Origin of the sequence: Thioclava sp. GXIMD4216, from assembly GCF_037949285.1 — a bacterium.
GTDB classification, from domain to species: Bacteria; Pseudomonadota; Alphaproteobacteria; order Rhodobacterales; family Rhodobacteraceae; genus Thioclava; species Thioclava litoralis.
This window is the reverse complement of record NZ_CP149926.1, coordinates 2636437-2656615: the sequence shown is the minus strand read 5'-3', so window position 1 is coordinate 2656615 and position 20179 is coordinate 2636437. Positions and strand designations below refer to the sequence as shown.

32 protein-coding genes are annotated in these 20179 nt (G+C 58.9%); 31 read left to right on the top strand and 1 reads right to left on the bottom strand.

Going from position 1 to position 20179, the window contains the following annotated elements; translation table 11 throughout:
- Nucleotides 1-46: 46 nt before the first annotated feature.
- The 9 genes from WDB88_RS13020 (at nucleotide 47) to WDB88_RS12980 (ending at nucleotide 8848) form a co-directional block, all read left to right on the top strand.
- Entirely contained in the window at nucleotides 47-781 is a 735-nt protein-coding gene (locus tag WDB88_RS13020) for a glycosyltransferase family 2 protein (protein ID WP_339108098.1), read from the top strand.
- Nucleotides 778-1086 (top strand): lipid-A-disaccharide synthase N-terminal domain-containing protein, encoded by a 309-nt coding sequence (locus WDB88_RS13015; protein WP_339108097.1) that lies wholly within the window; start codon nucleotides 778-780, stop codon nucleotides 1084-1086. Before WDB88_RS13020 ends, WDB88_RS13015 begins: the two co-directional genes overlap by 4 nt.
- Nucleotides 1076-2482: a glycosyltransferase family 39 protein gene (locus tag WDB88_RS13010; RefSeq protein WP_339108096.1), complete on the top strand. Its 1407-nt coding sequence runs from the start codon at nucleotides 1076-1078 to the stop codon at nucleotides 2480-2482. The genes WDB88_RS13015 and WDB88_RS13010 overlap by 11 nt, the downstream gene beginning before the upstream one ends.
- Nucleotides 2472-3224 carry a phosphatase PAP2 family protein gene (locus WDB88_RS13005; RefSeq protein WP_339108095.1) on the top strand — a complete coding sequence of 251 codons (753 nt, stop codon included), beginning with the start codon at nucleotides 2472-2474 and terminating at the stop codon, nucleotides 3222-3224. Before WDB88_RS13010 ends, WDB88_RS13005 begins: the two co-directional genes overlap by 11 nt.
- Nucleotides 3225-3432: 208 nt before the next feature.
- The gene (gene rpsL, locus WDB88_RS13000; RefSeq protein WP_096433949.1) at nucleotides 3433-3804 is read left to right on the top strand and encodes a 30S ribosomal protein S12; all 372 of its coding nucleotides are present in this window, start codon (nucleotides 3433-3435) and stop codon (nucleotides 3802-3804) included.
- Nucleotides 3805-3825: 21 nt separating this feature from the next.
- A complete protein-coding gene (gene rpsG / locus WDB88_RS12995; RefSeq protein WP_339108094.1) occupies nucleotides 3826-4296 on the top strand; it encodes a 30S ribosomal protein S7 in 471 nt (156 codons plus the stop codon).
- A gap of 20 nt (nucleotides 4297-4316) precedes the next feature.
- Nucleotides 4317-6440: an elongation factor G gene (gene fusA / locus WDB88_RS12990; protein WP_339108093.1), complete on the top strand. Its 2124-nt coding sequence runs from the start codon at nucleotides 4317-4319 to the stop codon at nucleotides 6438-6440.
- Nucleotides 6441-6508: 68 nt separating this feature from the next.
- Nucleotides 6509-7684 (top strand): elongation factor Tu, encoded by a 1176-nt coding sequence (gene tuf, locus WDB88_RS12985; RefSeq protein ID WP_339108092.1) that lies wholly within the window; start codon nucleotides 6509-6511, stop codon nucleotides 7682-7684.
- Between the two features lie 171 nt (nucleotides 7685-7855).
- A complete protein-coding gene (locus WDB88_RS12980) occupies nucleotides 7856-8848 on the top strand; it encodes a zinc transporter ZntB (RefSeq protein WP_339108091.1) in 993 nt (330 codons plus the stop codon).
- A gap of 58 nt (nucleotides 8849-8906) precedes the next feature.
- On the opposite strand, the gene WDB88_RS12975 is transcribed toward WDB88_RS12980, so the two are convergent.
- A complete protein-coding gene (locus WDB88_RS12975) occupies nucleotides 8907-9473 on the bottom strand; it encodes a type 1 glutamine amidotransferase domain-containing protein (RefSeq protein WP_339108090.1) in 567 nt (188 codons plus the stop codon).
- A 335-nt stretch (nucleotides 9474-9808) separates the two neighbouring features.
- On the opposite strand from WDB88_RS12975, the gene rpsJ reads away from it, so the two are divergent.
- The 22 genes from rpsJ to WDB88_RS12865 all read left to right on the top strand — a co-directional run bounded on the left by rpsJ (nucleotide 9809) and on the right by WDB88_RS12865 (nucleotide 20065).
- Complete coding sequence (gene rpsJ / locus WDB88_RS12970; protein ID WP_339108089.1) at nucleotides 9809-10117, top strand: 30S ribosomal protein S10; 309 nt, start codon at nucleotides 9809-9811, stop codon at nucleotides 10115-10117.
- A gap of 12 nt (nucleotides 10118-10129) precedes the next feature.
- The gene (gene rplC, locus WDB88_RS12965) at nucleotides 10130-10849 is read left to right on the top strand and encodes a 50S ribosomal protein L3 (protein ID WP_339108088.1); all 720 of its coding nucleotides are present in this window, start codon (nucleotides 10130-10132) and stop codon (nucleotides 10847-10849) included.
- Entirely contained in the window at nucleotides 10846-11466 is a 621-nt protein-coding gene (gene rplD, locus WDB88_RS12960) for a 50S ribosomal protein L4 (protein ID WP_339108087.1), read from the top strand. Before rplC ends, rplD begins: the two co-directional genes overlap by 4 nt.
- On the top strand, nucleotides 11463-11759 hold the full coding sequence (locus WDB88_RS12955; RefSeq protein ID WP_339108086.1) for a 50S ribosomal protein L23: 297 nt from the start codon (nucleotides 11463-11465) through the stop codon (nucleotides 11757-11759). Before rplD ends, WDB88_RS12955 begins: the two co-directional genes overlap by 4 nt.
- A 304-nt stretch (nucleotides 11760-12063) precedes the next feature.
- Nucleotides 12064-12903 carry a 50S ribosomal protein L2 gene (gene rplB / locus WDB88_RS12950; protein WP_339108085.1) on the top strand — a complete coding sequence of 280 codons (840 nt, stop codon included), beginning with the start codon at nucleotides 12064-12066 and terminating at the stop codon, nucleotides 12901-12903.
- 3 nt (nucleotides 12904-12906) lie between these two features.
- Nucleotides 12907-13185: a 30S ribosomal protein S19 gene (rpsS, locus tag WDB88_RS12945; protein WP_339108084.1), complete on the top strand. Its 279-nt coding sequence runs from the start codon at nucleotides 12907-12909 to the stop codon at nucleotides 13183-13185.
- 5 nt (nucleotides 13186-13190) lie between these two features.
- A complete protein-coding gene (gene rplV / locus WDB88_RS12940; RefSeq protein WP_339108083.1) occupies nucleotides 13191-13571 on the top strand; it encodes a 50S ribosomal protein L22 in 381 nt (126 codons plus the stop codon).
- Entirely contained in the window at nucleotides 13571-14284 is a 714-nt protein-coding gene (rpsC, locus tag WDB88_RS12935) for a 30S ribosomal protein S3 (protein WP_339108082.1), read from the top strand. Before rplV ends, rpsC begins: the two co-directional genes overlap by 1 nt.
- Nucleotides 14285-14297: 13 nt before the next feature.
- The gene (gene rplP / locus WDB88_RS12930) at nucleotides 14298-14711 is read left to right on the top strand and encodes a 50S ribosomal protein L16 (RefSeq protein WP_339108081.1); all 414 of its coding nucleotides are present in this window, start codon (nucleotides 14298-14300) and stop codon (nucleotides 14709-14711) included.
- A 210-nt stretch (nucleotides 14712-14921) separates the two neighbouring features.
- A complete protein-coding gene (gene rpmC / locus WDB88_RS12925; protein ID WP_339108080.1) occupies nucleotides 14922-15125 on the top strand; it encodes a 50S ribosomal protein L29 in 204 nt (67 codons plus the stop codon).
- An 11-nt stretch (nucleotides 15126-15136) separates the two neighbouring features.
- Nucleotides 15137-15370 carry a 30S ribosomal protein S17 gene (gene rpsQ / locus WDB88_RS12920; RefSeq protein ID WP_339108079.1) on the top strand — a complete coding sequence of 78 codons (234 nt, stop codon included), beginning with the start codon at nucleotides 15137-15139 and terminating at the stop codon, nucleotides 15368-15370.
- A gap of 96 nt (nucleotides 15371-15466) precedes the next feature.
- Nucleotides 15467-15835, top strand: a complete 369-nt coding sequence (rplN, locus tag WDB88_RS12915) for a 50S ribosomal protein L14 (RefSeq protein ID WP_339108078.1) — start codon at nucleotides 15467-15469, stop codon at nucleotides 15833-15835.
- Entirely contained in the window at nucleotides 15835-16140 is a 306-nt protein-coding gene (gene rplX, locus WDB88_RS12910; protein WP_339108077.1) for a 50S ribosomal protein L24, read from the top strand. Before rplN ends, rplX begins: the two co-directional genes overlap by 1 nt.
- Nucleotides 16140-16697, top strand: a complete 558-nt coding sequence (rplE, locus tag WDB88_RS12905) for a 50S ribosomal protein L5 (protein ID WP_339108076.1) — start codon at nucleotides 16140-16142, stop codon at nucleotides 16695-16697. The genes rplX and rplE overlap by 1 nt, the downstream gene beginning before the upstream one ends.
- 18 nt (nucleotides 16698-16715) lie before the next feature.
- Nucleotides 16716-17021, top strand: a complete 306-nt coding sequence (gene rpsN / locus WDB88_RS12900; RefSeq protein WP_339108075.1) for a 30S ribosomal protein S14 — start codon at nucleotides 16716-16718, stop codon at nucleotides 17019-17021.
- A gap of 11 nt (nucleotides 17022-17032) precedes the next feature.
- Entirely contained in the window at nucleotides 17033-17431 is a 399-nt protein-coding gene (gene rpsH, locus WDB88_RS12895) for a 30S ribosomal protein S8 (protein ID WP_339108074.1), read from the top strand.
- 11 nt (nucleotides 17432-17442) lie between these two features.
- A complete protein-coding gene (rplF, locus tag WDB88_RS12890) occupies nucleotides 17443-17976 on the top strand; it encodes a 50S ribosomal protein L6 (protein ID WP_339108073.1) in 534 nt (177 codons plus the stop codon).
- Between the two features lie 11 nt (nucleotides 17977-17987).
- The gene (rplR, locus tag WDB88_RS12885; RefSeq protein WP_339108072.1) at nucleotides 17988-18347 is read left to right on the top strand and encodes a 50S ribosomal protein L18; all 360 of its coding nucleotides are present in this window, start codon (nucleotides 17988-17990) and stop codon (nucleotides 18345-18347) included.
- A gap of 155 nt (nucleotides 18348-18502) precedes the next feature.
- Nucleotides 18503-19057: a 30S ribosomal protein S5 gene (rpsE, locus tag WDB88_RS12880; RefSeq protein WP_339108071.1), complete on the top strand. Its 555-nt coding sequence runs from the start codon at nucleotides 18503-18505 to the stop codon at nucleotides 19055-19057.
- Nucleotides 19058-19069: 12 nt separating this feature from the next.
- On the top strand, nucleotides 19070-19255 hold the full coding sequence (gene rpmD / locus WDB88_RS12875; RefSeq protein WP_339108070.1) for a 50S ribosomal protein L30: 186 nt from the start codon (nucleotides 19070-19072) through the stop codon (nucleotides 19253-19255).
- 87 nt (nucleotides 19256-19342) lie between these two features.
- Nucleotides 19343-19669 carry a ribonuclease E inhibitor RraB gene (locus WDB88_RS12870; RefSeq protein WP_339108069.1) on the top strand — a complete coding sequence of 109 codons (327 nt, stop codon included), beginning with the start codon at nucleotides 19343-19345 and terminating at the stop codon, nucleotides 19667-19669.
- Nucleotides 19670-19672: 3 nt separating this feature from the next.
- A complete protein-coding gene (locus WDB88_RS12865; protein WP_339108068.1) occupies nucleotides 19673-20065 on the top strand; it encodes a hypothetical protein in 393 nt (130 codons plus the stop codon).
- Nucleotides 20066-20179 lie beyond the last annotated feature (114 nt).

Sequence of the window (20179 nt, the reverse complement as noted above, 5' to 3'; positions counted from 1 at the left end):
ACAGGGGAATGGCAAGAGCGCGATCAAGAAACGAATGCTGCGGTAGATGACAGAGCTGACGATAATAATTCCCGCCAAGAACGAAGCCGAGAATATTGCGGCGCTGGTCGATGAGATCCATAGCGTGTGTGAGGCACGGTATGACTACGAGGTGATCGTCATTGATGACGGTTCTACCGATGCGACTGGACAGATCCTCGCGGAGCGCCTGCAAAGCGATGCGCGGTTGCGGCTGTTGTCCAACCGGCAGTCTGGTGGGCAAAGTGCGGCCGTCCATAGCGGTGTGCTTGCTGCGCGCGGGCGGATCTGCTGCACGCTGGATGGCGACGGGCAGAACCCGCCCCCCGACATTCCGAAACTCGTCGATGCGCTGCTGGCCGATCCCGAGGCGGGGCTTGTTGCGGGCCAGCGGGTCGGGCGGCAGGACACATGGTCGAAGCGCTATGCTTCGAAATTTGCCAATGCGCTGCGGGCGCGGGTTTTGCAGGATGGCACGCGCGACACGGGCTGTGGCCTCAAGGCGTTCCGCCGCGATGCGTTTTTGCTGATGCCTTTCTTCAACCATATGCACCGCTATCTGCCCGCGCTCTTCGCGCGCGAAGGGCTACGGGTGCTTCTGGTCGATGTCAGCCATCGCCCGCGTCTTGGCGGGCAGTCCAACTATAACAATTTCCAGCGTGCGATGGTCGGGATTGTCGATCTGTGCGGTGTGGCATGGTTGCTGCGCCGGAAAAAGACCGCCCGCCCGACCGAGATTCTGGTCAAGGAGACCGGCCTATGATCGACCATCTGTTGAAGCTGTTCCATGTCGAGAATGGCACAGAGCTGGCGTGGGTGCTGTTCGGCCTGTCGGCACAGCTGATGTTTACCGCGCGCTTTCTGGTGCAATGGATCGCCTCTGAAAAGGCACAGGATTCGGTGATGCCGGTGGCGTTTTGGTATTTCTCGCTTCTGGGCGGGGTGATGCTGCTGTCTTACGCGCTTTATCGCCATGATCCGGTCTTTGTGCTCGGGCAGGCGCTTGGGGTGGTGATCTATTCACGTAATCTATGGCTGATCCATGCAAAACGCCGTCGTGACAGCTGAGAAGGCATGGTGGCCGCGCGCGCTGGCGGTTGTCGCGCTCATTACGGCGCTGCGGCTGCTGGCGCTGGCCTTCAACAAGGCAGAGCTCTTTGTTGACGAGACCCAATATTGGTTCTGGGGCCAGAATTTCGATTTCGGGTACTATTCCAAGCCGCCGCTGATCGGCTGGCTGATCCGTGCGGTAACCGATCTGGCGGGCAGTTCCAGCCCGTTCTGGGTGCGGATGCCGGGAGCGGTCCTGCATGGCGTGACAGCACTGGTTCTGGGCCTGACCGCCGCGCGGCTCTTCGATGCGCGCACGGCCTTCTGGACCGCGCTGACCTATGTGACCCTGCCATTCGTGGCGCTCGGGTCGTTGCTGATATCGACCGATACCGTCATGGCGCCGTTTTTTGCCGGCGCGATCCTGTTCTTTGTCCGGACCTGCCAGACGCGCGGGGCAGGGAGCGCGGTGCTGACGGGGCTCTGTGCCGGTGCGGGCTTCATGGCGAAATATGCCGCGATCTATCTGATCCCCGGCGCGCTACTGGCGGCGCTTGTCCTGCGCGACTTCCGCCCCGGCTGGCGCAACAGTCTGTTGATGGTCGTGGCCTTCGGGGGGGTGATTGCGCCCAATGTGCTCTGGAACCTGACCCATGACCTGACGACCGTCGAACATACGATGGATAATGCGGGCTGGGTGCGAACGGGGGCCCATCTGAACTGGGGGTCGCTGGGGGAATTCTTTGCCAGCCAGTTCGGGGTGTTCGGGCCGGTGTCCATGCTGGCCCTGCTATGGGGCTATCTGCGTCCGGCCAATGGCCCACAGAAGGCGCTGGCGCTGCTGTCGATCCCTGCCTTGGCGGTGGTTCTGGTGCAGGCGTTGCTGGACCGTGCCTATGCGAATTGGGCGGTCGGTGCCTATTTCGCGGGGACCATTCTGGCGGTTTCGGTGCTGGCACCGCGCTGGCGCAGGATCGCCGTTGCCGTCAATCTGGTGCCCTGTGTGCTGCTGCCTGTCCTGACATTGCTGGCCCCCTGGCCGGAGGTTGGCGGCAAGCCGCTTCTGCAGCGCTATCTTGGCCGCGCCGAATTGAGCAAGGCGGCATTATCGCTGGCCCATAGCGCCGGTCTGCCACTGGTGTCGGACAATCGCGATGTTCTGGCCGATCTGTTCTATCAGGGGCGCGATGGTCAGGTGCCGATCTATGCCGTGCCGCCCGAGGGACGTCCGCGCAGCTATTACGAACAGATGCGCGCCATGCCCGAGGGGTTAGGGCCAGTGCTTCTGATTGCTACGCAACCACCCGGAGCCTGTCAGGGGGGCGAAAGCGCGGCACTTCCGCGCAGCGGCTACTGGGCGCGCTATGATATGCGGGCGTGGTATGTTGAGGCGGAGTGTCTGTATGCGCGCTGATACCTATCGCCGGACCGGTCTTTGGCTTTTGATCATGTGGACGGTGGCGGTCTGTCTGTTCGAAGCCTTTCCGCAGATCGATCTCTGGGTGACGGCGTTATTCTACACGCCAAAGCTCGGGTTTACGGCGGGGTGGCTGGATCCGGTGCTGGAATATCTGCGGCAACGGATCTGGGATCTTTCGGTCCTTCTGGCCGTGGTCTCGCTGGTCATGGTCGGGCTCTGCGCCGTCTTGCGCCGCCCGCTGCTGCGCCTGACCTTGCGCGATTGGGCATGGATCATGCTCAGCTATCTCATCGGGCCGGTGATCTTGGTCAATGGCCTGTTCAAAGCCTATTCGGGGCGCGCCAGACCTGCCGAGATCCTGCCTTTCGGCGGCGAACACCTGTTTACAAGGGCGTGGCAATTCGCGGATCAATGCACAAGCAACTGCTCCTTCGTTTCGGGCGAGGGGGCGGCGGTCGTGATTCTGTCCTTGGGGCTCTGGCTGGTCGGGCGGCGCTGGTGTGGCGCGCGCGGTCAGGCCCGCGCGACAGGCTGGGCGTGGGGGCTTTCGGTCTTTGTGCTGCTACAACGCCTTGTTACAGGGCGACATTTCCTGTCGGATCTGACATTTGCGGCGCTGATATCGCTGACAATCGCTTGGGCGCTCTGGGGGCTTTTGCAGAACGGCGGCAAACGCCGTGCAGAGTTGACAAAGGCGGGGCAAGAGCCTATACGCCGCCCATCCCCACGGGCCTGAAAACCGTGTGGGAGACTGAAACATCGGTGGTATCACTCCGGACCCATGTCCGTCCTCCCGTGTTTCGCACGCAGTCTTCCGAAGCGACATGCGGACGGAGATTGCGATTTGGCGTTTGTGCGAATGGGCGCATGACGCTGTCGAGAAGTGGCGCCATCATCCCGGTGGCGAGTATTGACAACCTGATAGAAAGCGAACGGGGAACCGAATGCCGACAATCCAGCAGCTGATCCGCAAACCGCGTCAGCCGAAAGTGCAGCGCTCTAAGTCGCAGCACCTCCAGCAGTGCCCGCAAAAACGTGGCGTCTGCACGCGTGTGTACACCACCACGCCGAAGAAACCGAACTCCGCTATGCGTAAAGTCGCCAAAGTGCGTCTGACGAATGGCTTCGAGGTCATTTCCTACATCCCGGGCGAAAAGCACAACCTGCAAGAGCACTCTGTTGTTCTGATCCGCGGCGGCCGTGTGAAAGACCTTCCGGGTGTCCGTTACCACATCCTGCGCGGTGTGCTGGATACCCAAGGTGTTAAAGATCGTCGTCAACGTCGCTCCAAATACGGCGCGAAGCGTCCGAAGTGATCGTAGGAAAGGGATACACATATGTCTCGTCGTCACGCCGCTGAGAAGCGCGAAGTTCTCCCGGACGCCAAATTTGGTGACCGCGTTCTGACCAAGTTCATGAACAACCTGATGATCGACGGTAAGAAATCTACCGCCGAACGCATCGTCTACAACGCACTGGATCGCGTCGAAGGCAAGCTCAAGCGCGAGCCGATCGAAGTGTTCCACGAAGCCCTCGACAACGTGAAGCCGGCTGTTGAAGTCCGTTCGCGTCGTGTGGGTGGTGCAACCTACCAAGTTCCGGTCGAAGTTCGTCCGGCACGCCGCGAGGCGCTGGCAATCCGCTGGCTGATCTCGGCTGCACGTGGTCGCAATGAAAACACCATGGAAGAGCGTCTTGCAGGCGAACTTCTGGACGCGGTGAATTCGCGCGGTACGGCAGTTAAGAAACGCGAAGACACGCATAAAATGGCCGACGCGAACAAAGCGTTCAGCCATTATCGCTGGTAAACCCAACGGAAGGACGCCCTATGGCACGCGACTATCCCCTTCAGCGGTACCGCAACTTCGGGATCATGGCCCACATCGATGCGGGCAAGACCACCACGACGGAGCGGATCCTCTACTACACCGGCAAGTCCCACAAAATCGGCGAAGTCCACGACGGCGCCGCAACCATGGACTGGATGGAGCAGGAGCAGGAACGCGGCATCACGATCACGTCTGCTGCGACCACGACTTTCTGGCAGCGTCAGGAAGATCCGACCGCAGAAGGCACCTCGGACACCAAGTACCGCTTCAACATCATCGACACCCCCGGCCACGTGGACTTCACCATCGAGGTGGAACGTTCGCTGGCCGTGCTTGACGGCGCAGTTTGCCTTCTCGACGCCAACGCAGGCGTTGAACCGCAGACCGAAACCGTTTGGCGTCAGGCTGACCGCTACAAGGTTCCGCGGATCGTGTTCGTCAACAAGATGGACAAGATCGGTGCGGATTACTTCAACTGCGTCAAAATGATCAAGGACCGCACCGGTGCCACCCCGGCACCCGTCTGTCTGCCGATCGGCGCAGAAGATAAGCTTGAAGGCATCATCGACCTGATCAAGATGGAAGAATGGGTCTGGAAAGGTGAAGACCTCGGCGCAAGCTGGGCTCGTGAACCGATCCGTGCCGATCTTCAGGACATGGCAGACGAGTGGCGCGCCAACCTCATCGAGATTGCTGTAGAGCAAGACGATGATGCGATGGAAGCCTATCTCGAAGGCAACGAGCCCGACGAGGACACCCTGCGGAAACTGATCCGTAAGGGCACCCTGTCGCTTTCGTTCGTGCCGGTTTTCGCCGGTTCGGCCTTCAAGAACAAGGGCGTCCAACCGCTGCTGAACGCGGTTATCGATTTCCTTCCCTCGCCGCTCGACGTGCCCGCCTATACCGGCTTCGCACCCGACGACGAGACCGAAACGCGTAACATCGAACGTCATGCGTCCGATGAGGAACCCTTCTCGGGTCTCGCGTTCAAAATCATGAACGACCCCTTCGTGGGCTCGCTGACCTTCACCCGTATCTACTCGGGCGTGCTGAAGAAGGGCGATTCCGTCCTGAACTCCACGAAGGGCAAGAAAGAGCGCATCGGTCGTATGATGATGATGCACGCGATCAACCGTGAAGAGATCGAAGAAGCATTCGCAGGCGACATCATCGCGCTGGCTGGCCTCAAAGAGACCACCACCGGTGACACCCTCTGTGATGCATCCAAGCCCGTCGTTCTCGAAACGATGACCTTCCCGGAGCCGGTGATCGAGATCGCCGTGGAACCGAAGTCCAAAGCCGACCAAGAGAAAATGGGCATCGCCCTGGCTCGCCTGGCAGCAGAAGACCCGTCCTTCCGCGTCGAGACCAACTTCGAATCCGGTCAGACCATCATGAAGGGCATGGGCGAACTTCACCTCGACATCCTTGTTGACCGCATGAAGCGCGAATTCAAGGTCGAGGCGAATATCGGTGCTCCGCAGGTGGCGTATCGCGAGACCATCTCGATGCCGGCAGAGATCGACTACACGCACAAGAAACAAACCGGTGGTACCGGTCAGTTCGCGCGCGTGAAACTGGCGATCACTCCGACCGAGCCGGGCGAAGGTTACTCGTTCGAATCGAAAATCGTTGGTGGTGCTGTTCCGAAGGAATACATCCCGGGCGTCGAGAAGGGCATCCAGTCGGTTATGGACTCCGGTCCGCTGGCAGGCTTCCCGGTTATCGACTTCAAGGTCGCTCTGCTTGACGGTGCGTTCCACGATGTCGACTCGAGCGTTCTGGCCTTCGAAATCGCAACCCGTGCCGCAATGCGCGAAGGTCTTCGTAAGGCCGGTGCAAAGCTGCTCGAGCCGATGATGAAAGTGGAAGTCGTGACGCCGGAAGAATATACCGGTTCGATCATCGGCGACCTGACCTCGCGTCGTGGTATGGTTCAAGGGCAAGACACCCGCGGCAACGCGAATGTCATCAACGCCTTCGTTCCGCTCGCCAATATGTTCGGCTACATCAACAACCTGCGCTCCATGTCTTCGGGCCGCGCAGTGTTCACGATGATCTTCGCGCATTACGAAGCCGTTCCGCAGAACATCTCGGACGAAATCCAGAAACAATACGCCTGATCTATATGCGTCCGCGGTGACCCCGCGGGCGCACCCCTTAGATCAGTACCCTGTGACAGGAGGCCATTATGGCAAAGGAAAAGTTTGAACGTAACAAACCGCACGTCAACATCGGCACCATCGGCCACGTTGACCACGGTAAAACCACGCTGACCGCTGCAATCACCAAATATTTCGGTGACTTCAAAGCCTACGACCAGATCGACGGCGCACCGGAAGAAAAAGCACGCGGCATCACCATCTCGACCGCACACGTCGAGTACGAGTCGGAAACCCGCCACTACGCGCACGTCGACTGCCCCGGCCACGCTGACTATGTGAAAAACATGATCACCGGTGCGGCACAGATGGACGGCGCGATCCTGGTTGTGAACGCAGCTGACGGCCCGATGCCGCAGACCCGCGAGCACATCCTGCTGGGCCGTCAGGTTGGCATCCCCTACATGGTCGTTTACCTGAACAAGGTTGACCAGGTGGATGACGAAGAGCTGCTGGAACTGGTGGAAATGGAAGTTCGTGAACTTCTGTCGTCCTACGACTTCCCCGGCGACGATATTCCGATCATCAAGGGTTCGGCTCTGGCCGCTCTGGAAGGTCGCGATCCGGAAATCGGCGAGAACTCGATCCGTGAGCTGATCGCAGCTGTCGACGAATACATCCCGACCCCGGCACGTGCTGTTGACCAGCCCTTCCTGATGCCGATCGAAGACGTGTTCTCGATCTCGGGCCGTGGTACCGTTGTGACCGGTCGTGTCGAGCGCGGCGTGATCAACGTTGGCGACGAACTGGAAATCGTTGGTATCCGCGACACCAAGAAAACGACCTGCACCGGTGTGGAAATGTTCCGCAAGCTGCTGGATCGTGGTGAAGCAGGCGACAACATCGGCGCCCTGCTGCGCGGTATCGACCGTGAAGGCGTCGAGCGTGGTCAGGTTCTGTGTAAGCCGGGTTCGGTCAAGCCGCACACCAAGTTCGAAGCAGAAGCCTATATCCTCACCAAAGAGGAAGGTGGCCGTCACACGCCGTTCTTCGCGAACTACCGTCCGCAGTTCTACTTCCGCACCACGGACGTCACCGGGACCGTTACGCTGCCGGAAGGCACCGAGATGGTTATGCCGGGCGACAACCTGAAGTTCGAAGTCGAACTGATCGCACCGATCGCTATGGAAGATGGTCTGCGCTTCGCAATCCGCGAAGGCGGTCGTACCGTTGGCGCAGGCGTTGTGTCGAAAATCCTCGCATAATCCTTCGGGAGAATGCGCGATACGGAAGGGCGGCCTTTGGGCCGCCCTTTTGCTTTGCGCCCCTTGTGGTCTGGCAGGGGAGGGGCGCTGCTTTTGGTCGATGCCCTTCTGAGCGTTGTTCCTGCCCGCGACGCGCGCTAGATAGAGGGCAGTCCCCGAAGGAGCGCGCCGATGCCTGCCAGCCCGATCAAACTCTCGCATATCCTGACCGGTCCTGCGGCGGCCACTGATCTGCAAGGGGCGGATGAGGCACAGATCGTTGAAGCCCTGCGCGACGAGCGCCTGGCCTGGGTGCACCTAGATGGCACCCATCCCGAAGCGCAGGACTGGATCCGGCAGGAGTTGGACTATCTTGAACCGCAAGCGGTGGAGGCCCTGCTTGACCGAGATACGCGCCCGCGCACCACGGTGATCGGCGAGGGCATTTTGCTTATCCTGCGTGGGATCAACTTCAATGACGGGGAAGATCCCGAGGACATGGTGTCGGTCCGTATCTATGCCGATGCACGGCGGATCGTGACCATTGCGCGCAAGCGGGTCCGCGCGATCGAGCGGATGGATGATGCGATCAGGGCGGGGCGGGTGCCTGGTGATGCAGGGTTGTTCGTTGTGCGTCTGACCGAGGATATCGTCGAACGGATCGGCACGTTCCAGAGCGAGTTGGACGAACATGCCGAGGCGCTGGAGGATAAGGTCTACGGACAGGGCGGGGACCATTTGCGGCGCGATGTGCTGGATCTGCGGCTGCAGGTTATCGCGATCCGGCGCTATCTCGGGCCGCAACGCGATGCGCTGTTGAAGGCGGCACAGTCGAATTGCCCCCTTGTGACATCCGAGGTCCGGCGGGAACTGGAAGAAGAAGCCGTGAAAATGACGCGGATTTCGGAAGACATGGACGAGCTCCGCGATCAGGCGCAGGTGCTGCGCGAAGAGCTTTCGACCCAGCTTTCGGATCGGGTGAACCGCAATACGTTCGTGCTGTCCGTGGTGTCGGTAATTTTCCTACCGCTCGGGTTTCTGACGGGGCTTTTCGGGGTGAATATCGGCGGAATGCCGGGGTTGAATGACGATAATGCCTTCATGTGGCTTTGCCTGTGGTGCATCGGGCTGGTGCTGGTGCAGCTGGTCTTCATGTGGCGGCTGTTCACGCTGGGCCGTCAATAGGCGAGCTATCAATAGGAGAGAGGGTCGGCCGTTGCCCGTGGGGGCAACGGCGATTGGCTCAGGCGGCTTCGGCGCGACGGTGATGGGGGCCTTCCTCCACCTCTTCGATAATCTTGCCCACGAAAGCCTTCAGATCACCGGGATTGCGCGAGGTGATCAGCCCCAGATCATTCACCACCTCCGCATCGCGCCACTGCGCACCGGCATTGAGAAGGTCTGTCTTGATTGACGGGTAGGAGGTGACGTGGCGCCCCGCAACAACCCCCGCCTCGATCAGGAGCCAAGGTCCGTGACAGATGGCGGCGACGATTTTCTTGGCGTTAAAAAAGTTGCGGATCAGATTTACCGCCTCCGGCTTCGTTCGGAGAATATCGGGGTTGATCTGCCCGCCCGGCAGCACAATCGCATCAAACTCTTCCAGTTTGACATCGCTGATCGCAAGATCGCTGGCAACGGTTTCGCCCCAATCCTTTTCGTCCCAACTGCGGATCGCGGCCCCGTCGGGCGATGCCACCACCACCTGCGCGCCTGCCTCGCGGAGCGCATCCCGTGGAACCATCAGTTCGGATTTCTCGAACCCGTCCGTCGCGATGATAAGGATTTTGCTGTCGGTGATCTTGGGCATGGTCTATTCCTTTTGCGATGGGTGTTGCGATGGGTGGGCCGTTTTGCAACGGGTGCAGCGCGGGCCCTGATTGCCGACCCAACGCAAGGGCGCGAGGCTTGTTCCGCTGGGCCTCACGCGCGATGGAGGTGGACGGCCCTTCGCGCCCCCCTTCCGGCCCGTGGCACGAAGGAGCCAAGAAAAAATACGGCAATGGGCCAGTACGGGTTGACAGAATCCTTTATCGGGCCTATTGGCGCAGCCTGATCTATCCATAAGATCTAAAGGTTCGAAGCAGGCACCACATACGGTGCTGTCTGCCTCTCAACCTTCACGCCATGCGAGAGGCATGACATATGAACGGTCAAAACATCCGCATCCGGCTGAAGGCGTTCGATTACCGCGTACTGGATGCCAGCACGCAGGAAATCGTTAACACCGCAAAGCGCACGGGTGCACAGGTTCGCGGCCCGATTCCGCTGCCGAACAAAGTTGAGAAATTCACGGTTCTCCGTGGTCCGCACATCGACAAGAAGTCGCGCGACCAGTGGGAAATCCGTACGCATAAGCGTATGCTCGACATCGTCGACCCGACCCCGCAAACCGTTGACGCACTGATGAAGCTCGACCTCGCCGCTGGCGTGGATGTCGAGATCAAGGTCTAAGGGAGAGTCACGATGCGGACTGGTGTTATCGCCAAGAAGCTGGGCATGACCCGGCTTTTCCTTGAAGACGGCAAGCAGGTTCCTGTTACCGTTCTTCAACTCGACAACCTGCAAGTCGTTGCTCAACGTACCACCGATCGCGATGGTTACGTTGCTGTGCAGCTGGGTGCAGGCGACGCAAAAGCAAAGCGCGTAAGCGCAGCTGAGCGTGGTCACTTCGCGAAAGCTTCCGTTGCGCCCAAGCGCAAGGTTGCTGAATTCCGCGTATCCGAAGAAAACCTGATCGAAGTCGGTTCGGAAATCGCTGCAAACCACTACAATGAAGGCCAGTTCGTGGATATCGCGGGCACCTCCATCGGTAAAGGTTTTGCGGGTGCGATGAAGCGCCACAACTTCGGCGGTCTGCGTGCATCGCACGGTGTGTCGATTTCGCACCGTTCGCACGGTTCGACCGGTCAATGTCAGGATCCGGGTAAGGTCTTCAAAGGCAAGAAGATGGCTGGCCATCTTGGTGCCGTTCGTGTGACCACCCAGAACCTGCAAGTCGTTCGCACCGATGCAGAGCGCGGCCTGATCCTTGTTAAAGGTTCGGTTCCGGGTTCCAAAGGCGGTTGGGTCACGATCAAGGACGCGGTCAAGAAACCGCTGCCCGAGAACGTTCCGATGCCGGCGGCTCTGAAAGGCGCGGCTGCTCCTGCCGAAGAAGCTCCGGCAGAAGGGGGTGAAGCATGAAACTTGATGTGATCAAGCTCGACGCTGGCAAAGCTGGCGATATCGAACTGGCAGACGACATCTTCGGTCTCGAGCCGCGCGCAGACATTCTGCACCGCGTTGTTCGCTGGCAGCGTGCGAAAGCGCAAGCCGGTACGCACTCGACGCTCGGCAAGTCGGACGTGTCCTACTCGACCAAGAAGATCTACCGCCAAAAAGGCACCGGTGGCGCACGTCACGGTTCCAAGAAGGCTCCGATCTTCCGTCACGGTGGTGTGTACAAGGGTCCGACCCCGCGTTCGCACGCGCACGATCTGACGAAGAAGTTCCGCGCTCTGGGTCTGAAGCATGCTCTGTCGTCCAAAGCGGCAACCGGCAATCTGGTGGTTCTCGAGGATATCAACCTCGGCGAATCGAAAACCAAAGCGCTGGCTAAAGCGGCTAAGGAACTGGGCTGGAAAAAGGTCCTGATCATCGACGGTGCTGACGTGAACGATAACTTCGCGAAAGCAGCTCGTAACATCGAAGGTATCGATGTTCTGCCGTCGATGGGCGCCAACGTTTATGACATCCTCAAGCGTGAGACCCTGGTCCTCACCAAAGCGGGCGTCGAAGCACTGGAGGCTCGCCTGAAATGAGCGCGAAACCCGAACATTACGACGTGATCGTCAAGCCGATCATCACCGAAAAAGCGACGCTGGCGTCGGAAAACGGTGCGGTTGTCTTCGAAGTCGCCAAAGACTCCTCGAAGCCCGAGATCAAGGCAGCGGTCGAGACCCTCTTCAATGTCAAGGTGAAAGCCGTCAACACGACGATCACCAAAGGCAAGAACAAGCGTTTCCGCGGTATCGCGGGCAAGCGCTCGGATGTGAAGAAGGCCTATGTGACCCTCGAAGAAGGCAACACGATCGACGTGACCACCGGTCTGTGATCTGTTGATCCTTATGACTTCGGAGAGCCCCTGCATTTGCAGGGGCTTTTCTTTGGGCGATAGAGCAGGGGGCTAGAGAATAGCGTCTTGCATCAAGGGCTTGGCTTGTGGCCTTAAATATAAGGTCACAAAGCGCCAAATGGGCCAATTCAGCAGTAGACGGATTGGCTTCTTTTTGGTAGCTACGCGCATCGCCAGAGGCTTCGGATTCGTCCGGGGCCGGTTGGCGTTGTTATCTGGGGACCTTAGGGGCCCTTCACATAAGGCGGTACAACCCGCCTTCAGCTAACGGAAGACAGAAAGCATGGCACTTAAGTCGTATAAACCGACTACGCCGGGCCAGCGTGGGCTGGTTCTGATCGACCGTTCGGAGCTTTGGAAAGGCCGTCCGGTCAAAGCCCTCACCGAGGGTTTGACGAAGACTGGTGGCCGGAACAACACCGGACGCGTCACGATGTGGCACAAGGGTGGTGGCGCGAAGCGTCTCTACCGTATCGTTGACTTCAAGCGTCGCAAATTTGACGTTCCGGCTATCGTCGAGCGCATCGAATACGACCCGAACCGGACCGCGTTCATCGCGCTGATCCGCTACGAAGATGGCGAAGCCGCTTATATCCTCGCACCGCAACGTCTCGCTCTTGGCGATAAAGTTGTGTCGGGCGAGAAGGTCGATATCAAGCCGGGTAACGCAATGCCGTTCTCGGGTATGCCGATCGGTACCATCGTTCACAACATCGAACTGAAGCCGGGTAAAGGCGGTCAGATCGCACGCGCAGCTGGCACCTATGCCCAGTTCGTGGGTCGTGATGGTGGCTACGCTCAGATCCGTCTTTCCTCGGGCGAGCTGCGTCTTGTGCGTCAGGAATGCATGGCCACCATCGGTGCCGTGTCGAACCATGACCACTCGAACCAGAACCTCGGTAAAGCAGGTCGTAAGCGTCACATGGGCGTCCGCCCGACCGTTCGCGGCGTTGCAATGAACCCGATCGACCACCCGCATGGTGGTGGTGAAGGCCGGACCTCCGGTGGCCGTCACCCGGTTACCCCGTGGGGCAAGCCGACCAAGGGCAAACGCACCCGTACGAACAAGTCGACGGATAAATATATCCTGCGCTCGCGTCACGCGAAGAAGAAGGGTCGTTAAGATATGTCTCGTTCTGTTTGGAAAGGCCCCTTCGTCGATGCCTATCTGCTGAAAAAAGCAGAGAAAGCGCGCGAGTCGGGCAAAAGCGAAGTGATCAAGATCTGGTCGCGTCGCTCGACCATCCTGCCGCAATTCGTTGGCCTCACCTTCGGGGTCTACAATGGTCAGAAGCACATCCCGGTCGCTGTGACCGAGGAAATGATCGGTCAGAAGTTCGGTGAATATTCGCCGACCCGTACCTATTACGGTCACGCTGCTGACAAGAAAGCCAAGAGGAAGTAATCGTCATGGGTAAGGAAAAGAATCCGCGCCGCGTGGCGGATAACGAAGCAATGGCAAAATCGCGCATGCTTCGCACCTCGCCGCAGAAACTGAATCTCGTTGCAGCGATGATCCGCGGCAAGAAGGTCGACAAGGCTCTGGCCGATCTGACCTTCTCGAAGAAGCGTATCGCGATCGACGTGAAGAAGTGCCTGCAATCGGCTATCGCCAATGCGGAAAACAACCACGGTCTGGACGTTGACGAGCTGGTCGTCGCGGAAGCATGGGTTGGTAAGAACCTGGTCATGAAGCGCGGTCGCCCGCGTGCCCGTGGTCGCTTCGGCAAGATCATGAAGCCGTTTTCGGAGCTCACCATCAAGGTGCGTCAGGTTGAGGAGCAAGCATAATGGGTCATAAGGTAAATCCGATCGGTATGCGTCTCCAGGTCAACCGCACCTGGGACAGCCGCTGGTTCGCTGAAAGCAAGGATTTCGGTGATCTTCTTCTGGAAGACATCAAGATCCGCGAGTTCATCAAGGACGAAGCGAAACAAGCTGGCATCTCGCGCGTGATCATCGAGCGCCCGCACAAAAAGTGCCGTGTGACCATTCACGCAGCACGTCCGGGTGTGATCATCGGCAAAAAAGGCGCCGATATCGAAGCTCTGCGCAAGAAGCTTGCAAACTTCACCGACAGCGAACTTCACCTGAACATCGTTGAAGTCCGTAAGCCGGAAATCGACGCGCAACTGGCCGCAGAGTCCATCTGCCAACAGCTCGAGCGTCGTGTGTCCTTCCGTCGTGCGATGAAGCGTACCGTTCAGAACGCGATGCGCATGGGTGCTCTTGGTATCCGTGTAAACGTTGCCGGCCGTCTGGGCGGTGCCGAGATCGCGCGTACCGAATGGTATCGTGAAGGTCGCGTTCCGCTGCACACGCTGCGTGCGGATATCGACTATGCACATTGCGAGGCAATGACCCCCTACGGGATCATCGGCGTCAAAGTGTGGATCTTCAAAGGCGAGATCATGGAACATGATCCGCAGGCACGTGAGCGCAAAGCTGCTGAAGCCCAAGAGGGTCCGGCACCGCGCGGTCCGCGCCGTGAGCGCGAGCGCTGAGGGGTATTAGACCATGTTGCAACCGAAACGGACGAAGTTCCGCAAACAGCACAAAGGCCGGATCCACGGTGAAGCCAAAGGCGGCACCGATCTGAACTTTGGTCACTTTGGTCTGAAGGCGATTGAGCCCGAGCGTGTTACTGCGCGCCAGATCGAAGCTGCCCGTCGTGCAATCAACCGTCACATGAAGCGCCAGGGCCGCGTTTGGATCCGGATCTTCCCGGATACCCCGGTCACCGCGAAACCGACCGAAGTCCGTATGGGTAAAGGTAAAGGTTCCGTGGATTTCTGGGCAGCGAAAGTGAAGCCCGGCCGCGTGATGTTCGAAATCGACGGCGTGAACGAGACCATCGCACGTGAGGCCCTGCGCCTTGGTGCTGCGAAGCTCCCGGTCGCGACCCGCATCGTCGAGCGTCAGGACTGGTAAGTCCGGTCCACCTGAATTGAAGCAAGGCGCGGGGGATTTCTCTCCTGCGCCTTGTTTTATTCCAACACCCCTTGCCAGATTGGCTCGATGATGGTAGTTGGCCGGTGTTCCTGGCAACAGGATCGACATAACCCACCAGAATCAGGGTCACCCCAAGCGTGTATACGCACCCAAGCGGGGCCCTCTGGTGCCATTTAAAGGACCAAAGGCATGAAAGCCCAAGAACTCAAGGCCAAGACGGCCGATGAGCTCCGTGACGAGCTTGTCGCGCTGAAAAAGGAAGCGTTTAACCTCCGCTTTCAGGCAGCCACCAACCAGCTGGAAAACACCGCTCGCATGCGCGCCGTCCGTCGTGACGTTGCCCGCGTGAAAACCGTGTTGACCCAAAAAGCTGCTGAAGCTGCTGCGAACTGAGGAATCTTCCCATGCCCAAACGTATCCTTCAAGGCGTCGTGACCTCGGACAAGAACGAACAGACGATCACCGTCTCTGTCGAGCGCCGTTTCACGCACCCCGTTCTGAAAAAGACCATTCGTAAATCCAAGAAGTATCGTGCGCATGACGCGAACAATGCTTTCAAGGTAGGTGACACTGTTCGTATCGAAGAGTGCGCGCCGATTTCGAAGACCAAGCGCTGGACGGTCGTCGTCGAAGCCTGATTTCCGCAAGGAATTCAGGCCCGGCGATAAACACCAGTTTATCGAAACCCTGGGGCGCCAACTGCATGGTCGTCTCCAAAGGTCGGGAGTAACCCTATGATCCAGATGCAGACCAATCTGGATGTTGCTGACAATTCCGGTGCTCGGAAAGTTCAGTGCATCAAGGTTCTGGGTGGTTCGCACCGTCGCTATGCGTCGGTCGGCGACATTATCGTCGTCTCCGTCAAGGAAGCCATTCCGCGTGGCCGTGTGAAAAAAGGGGACGTGCGTAAAGCCGTCGTCGTTCGCACCGCCAAAGAAGTTCGTCGTGAAGATGGCACCGCCATCCGTTTCGACTCGAACGCAGCAGTTATCCTGAACAACAACGGCGAGCCCGTTGGTACCCGTATCTTCGGACCGGTTGTTCGCGAACTGCGCGCCAAGAACTTCATGAAAATTATCTCGCTTGCTCCGGAGGTGCTGTAATGGCTGCTAAACTCCGCAAAGGTGATAAGGTTGTTGTTCTGTCCGGTAAGGACAAAGGCAAACAGGGTGAGATCACCTCGGTTATGCCGGCTTCGAACAAAGCCGTGGTCGATGGCGTGAACGTCGCGATCCGTCACACGCGCCAAACCCAAACGAGCCAAGGTGGCCGTCAGCCGAAGGCAATGCCGATCGACCTGTCGAACCTCGCTCTGCTGGATGCAAACGGTAAAGCAACCCGCGTCGGCTTCCGCATGGAAGACGGCAAAAAGGTTCGTTTCGCCAAGACCACGGGGGACGTTATCTGATGCTCGACCTCGCAACTTACACTCCGCGCCTGAAAGGCGAGTACGAATCCAAGATCCGTGCTGCCATGAAGGAAGAGTTCGGTCTGAAAAACGACATGATGATCCCGAAGATCGAAAAGATCGTGATCAACATGGGCGTTGGCGAAGCCACGAAAGACACCAAAAAAGTCAAGCAAGCCGCTGAAGAGCTGACGCTCATCGCCGGTCAGAAGGCTGTCATGACGAAAGCGAAGAAGTCCATCGCAGGCTTCCGCGTTCGTGAAGAGATGCCGCTTGGCTGCAAGGTGACCCTGCGCGGCACCCGTATGTACGAATTCCTCGACCGCCTGATCAACGTGGCACTGCCGCGCGTCCGCGACTTCCGCGGCGTGAAGCCGTCCTTCGATGGTCGTGGTAACTTCGCAATGGGTCTCAAAGAACAGATCGTGTTCCCCGAGATCGATTTCGACAAAGTCGACGAAGTTCTGGGTATGGACATCATCATCGTGACCACGACCAATGATGACGCGCAGGCGAAGTCGCTTCTGAAGCACTTCAACATGCCGTTCTCGGCCTGATCGCGAGGAGAGTGAACAATGGCTAAGAAATCCATGGTTGCGCGCGAAGTGAAGCGTGAGCGTCTTGTTAAACAATACGCCGCGAAACGCGCCGCACTGAAAGAAGTCATCGCCGATCAGGATCGTCCGATGGAAGAGCGCTTCAAAGCTTCCCTGAAGCTGGCAGAACTGCCGCGCAACTCCTCGGCTGTCCGCTTGCACAACCGTTGCCAGCTGACCGGTCGTCCCCACGCTTACTACCGTAAGCTCAAAGTCTCGCGTATCAAGCTGCGTGACCTGGCCTCCTTCGGTCAGATCCCCGGCATGGTCAAGTCGAGCTGGTAAGGAGGTCTCGTATGTCTATGAACGATCCTCTCGGCGATATGCTGACCCGCATCCGCAACGCGCAAATGCGCGGCAAGTCCACCGTCAAAACCCCCGCGTCGAAACTGCGCGCATGGGTTCTCGATGTGCTTGCAGCGGAAGGCTACATCCGCGGCTACGAGTCGACCACCGACTCGCGCGGTCTGCCTGAAATCACCATCAGCCTGAAATACTACGAAGGCACCCCGGTCATCCGCGAACTCAAGCGCGTTTCGACCCCGGGCCGTCGTGTGTACATGGCTGCGAAAGACGTCCCGTCGGTCCGTCAGGGCCTCGGCGTTTCCATCGTCTCCACGTCCAAGGGCGTGATGTCGGATGCAGATGCTCGCAACGCCAATGTTGGCGGCGAAGTCCTCTGCACCGTCTTCTAAGGAGGTAGCCGATGTCTCGTATTGGTAAGAAGGCAGTGGAACTTCCGAGCGGTGTGACCGCTTCGGTGTCCGGCCAGACCATCGAAGTGAAAGGCCCGAAAGGGACCCGTCACTTCACCGCCACCGACGATGTCAGCCTTTCGGTTGAAGGTTCTTCGGTTTCCGTGACCCCGCGTGGCCTGTCCAAGCGTGCGCGTCAGCAGTGGGGTATGGCCCGCTCGATGATCGCGAACCTTGTGACCGGCGTCACCGTTGGCTTCAAGAAAGAGCTCGAAATTCAGGGTGTGGGTTACCGCGCCACGATGCAGGGCAACACTCTGAAGCTGGCACTGGGCTATTCGCATGATGTGGACTTCGCTGTTCCGGCTGGTGTGACCATCACCTCGCCGAAAAACACCGAGATCGTCATCGAAGGCATCGACCAACAGCTCGTTGGTCAGGTTGCTGCGAATATCCGCGAGTGGCGTGCGCCCGAGCCCTATAAAGGCAAAGGCATCCGCTACAAGGGTGAGTATGTCTTCCGTAAGGAAGGCAAGAAGAAGTAAGGGGCGCGAAAATGGCGAACAAGAAAAGAGAACTGTTCCTGAAGCGCCGCCTGCGCGTGCGGAACAAACTGCGCAAAATGGCCAATGGCCGTGCGCGTCTGTCGGTTCACCGCTCGTCGAAAAACATCAGCGTCCAGCTGATCGACGATCTGAACGGTGTGACCCTTGCAGCGGCTTCGACCCTCGAGAAGGATCTGGGCCTCGTTGGCAAAAACAACGTGGAAGCAGCGACCAAGATCGGTGCAACCATCGCGGAACGTGCCAAGGCTGCAGGCGTCGAAGAGTGCTATTTCGACCGTGGCGGTTTCCTGTTCCACGGGAAAATCAAGGCACTGGCCGATGCAGCTCGCGAAGGCGGTCTGAAGTTCTGATCCTCTCTGCCGCAAGGCAGGGTGATCGAAATCTTGCGAAGGGCGCCGCAATGCGCCCTTCGATTTTAGAGCAGGGGGCAACCCCTCGATGATCCAGGGATGCAAATCCACTTGGATTGGGAAAAGGACTTCGGTCCATATCAGGAGATGTTTTCATGGCAGAACGTGAAAACCGCCGGGATCGCCGCGAGCGCGAAGAGACCCCGGAATTCGCAGATCGTCTTGTCGCGATCAACCGCGTGTCGAAAACCGTCAAAGGCGGTAAACGTTTCGGCTTCGCAGCACTCGTCGTCGTTGGCGACCAGCGCGGCCGCGTCGGTTTCGGCAAAGGCAAAGCGAAAGAGGTGCCGGAGGCAATCCGTAAGGCGACCGAGCAAGCAAAGCGCAACATGTTCCGTGTTCCGCTGCGTGACGCGCGTACCCTGCACCACGATATCGAAGGCCGTCACGGCGCTGGCCGCGTGATCATGCGCACCGCACCTGCCGGTACCGGTATCATCGCGGGTGGTCCGATGCGTGCCGTCTTCGAAATGCTGGGCGTTCAGGACGTGGTTGCCAAGTCGACCGGTTCGCAGAACCCCTACAACATGATCCGTGCGACGCTTGATGCGCTTCGTCAGGAACAAAGCCCCCGTAACGTCGCGGCTCGCCGTGGCAAGAAAGTGGCTGACATCCTGAAGAAGCCGGAAGCCGAATCGGCTGACGCGTAAGGAGATCAGGACATGGCTACTATCGTTGTGAAACAAATCGGTTCGCCGATCCGCCGTCCCGCTTCTCAGCGCGCTACGCTGAAAGGCCTCGGTCTGAACAAGATGAACCGCACCCGCGAGCTCGAAGACACCCCCGCCGTCCGCGGCATGGTGAACTCGATCCCGCACCTCGTTGCGATCATCGAAGAAAAAGCCTGATTTTATTCAGAGTTTTTGACAAAGCGCCCCGGCATCGTCCGGGGCGTTTTTGTACCTGTCTCCCTTTCCAGAGGTATGAAGATGGATATGAAAGACCAGAAGGCCGAGACCTTCCAGATTTTCGCCGAGATTGCCAAGATGGATGCTGTGCCCGCCGAAGGCGTCGTGGCGTTCCAGTTTGTCATGGATGATGACGGGGCGAATTGGGACGACCTGTCCGATGCGGCCGAGGCCCTTGGGTATGGCGTCGAGTTCTACGAGGCGCAGGATGACGAGGATGAGGCCGTGGCCGAGATCACGACGCCGGTCATCACGCTGGATGCCGAGACCCTCTGGGCACATGAGGAAAAGCTGACGCTTCTGGCGTCGATTCATGGTTTCGCGCCGGATGGCTGGGCCTTTTCGGGACGCTGACAGATGAGGGCATTCCTTACCGGTTTGGCGGCGGCAGTTCTGCTTGGTGGCTGTATGGCATCGCAGGCACCCGAGACCTACACACGCGACACCTATGCTGTCAGCGCGGTGCCTGCGTGGTCGTCCGCACCTACGTCGGCGTTGCCTACGTCGGCGGTGCCTGCGTCGGCGGTTCCTGTCTTGGCGGGCGGTGCGGTGCATCGGGTGAGTGTCTCCAAAGGGTCGAGCCCGCTTTGGGATCAGGACGCGGTGATGGAGCGGCAGATTGCGCGAAGGGCTACAAAGAGCTGTGGCTCTGCGGGCTATCGCGAAATCGGTCGCGTGCTGGCCAGTGTCTACCAGATCGGGGGCGGGACCCAGTTCAATTATGACGTGACAATTCAGTGTCGCACGTGATGCAAAGCGGTTGCTTGCAGGGCAGGGCCTCTGCTATAGCGACCCGTGGCTCCTTCGGGGGCCTCGAATCAATTGCGTAAGCAAAACAAGAAATGCCGAGTCTGGCCCAGCTAC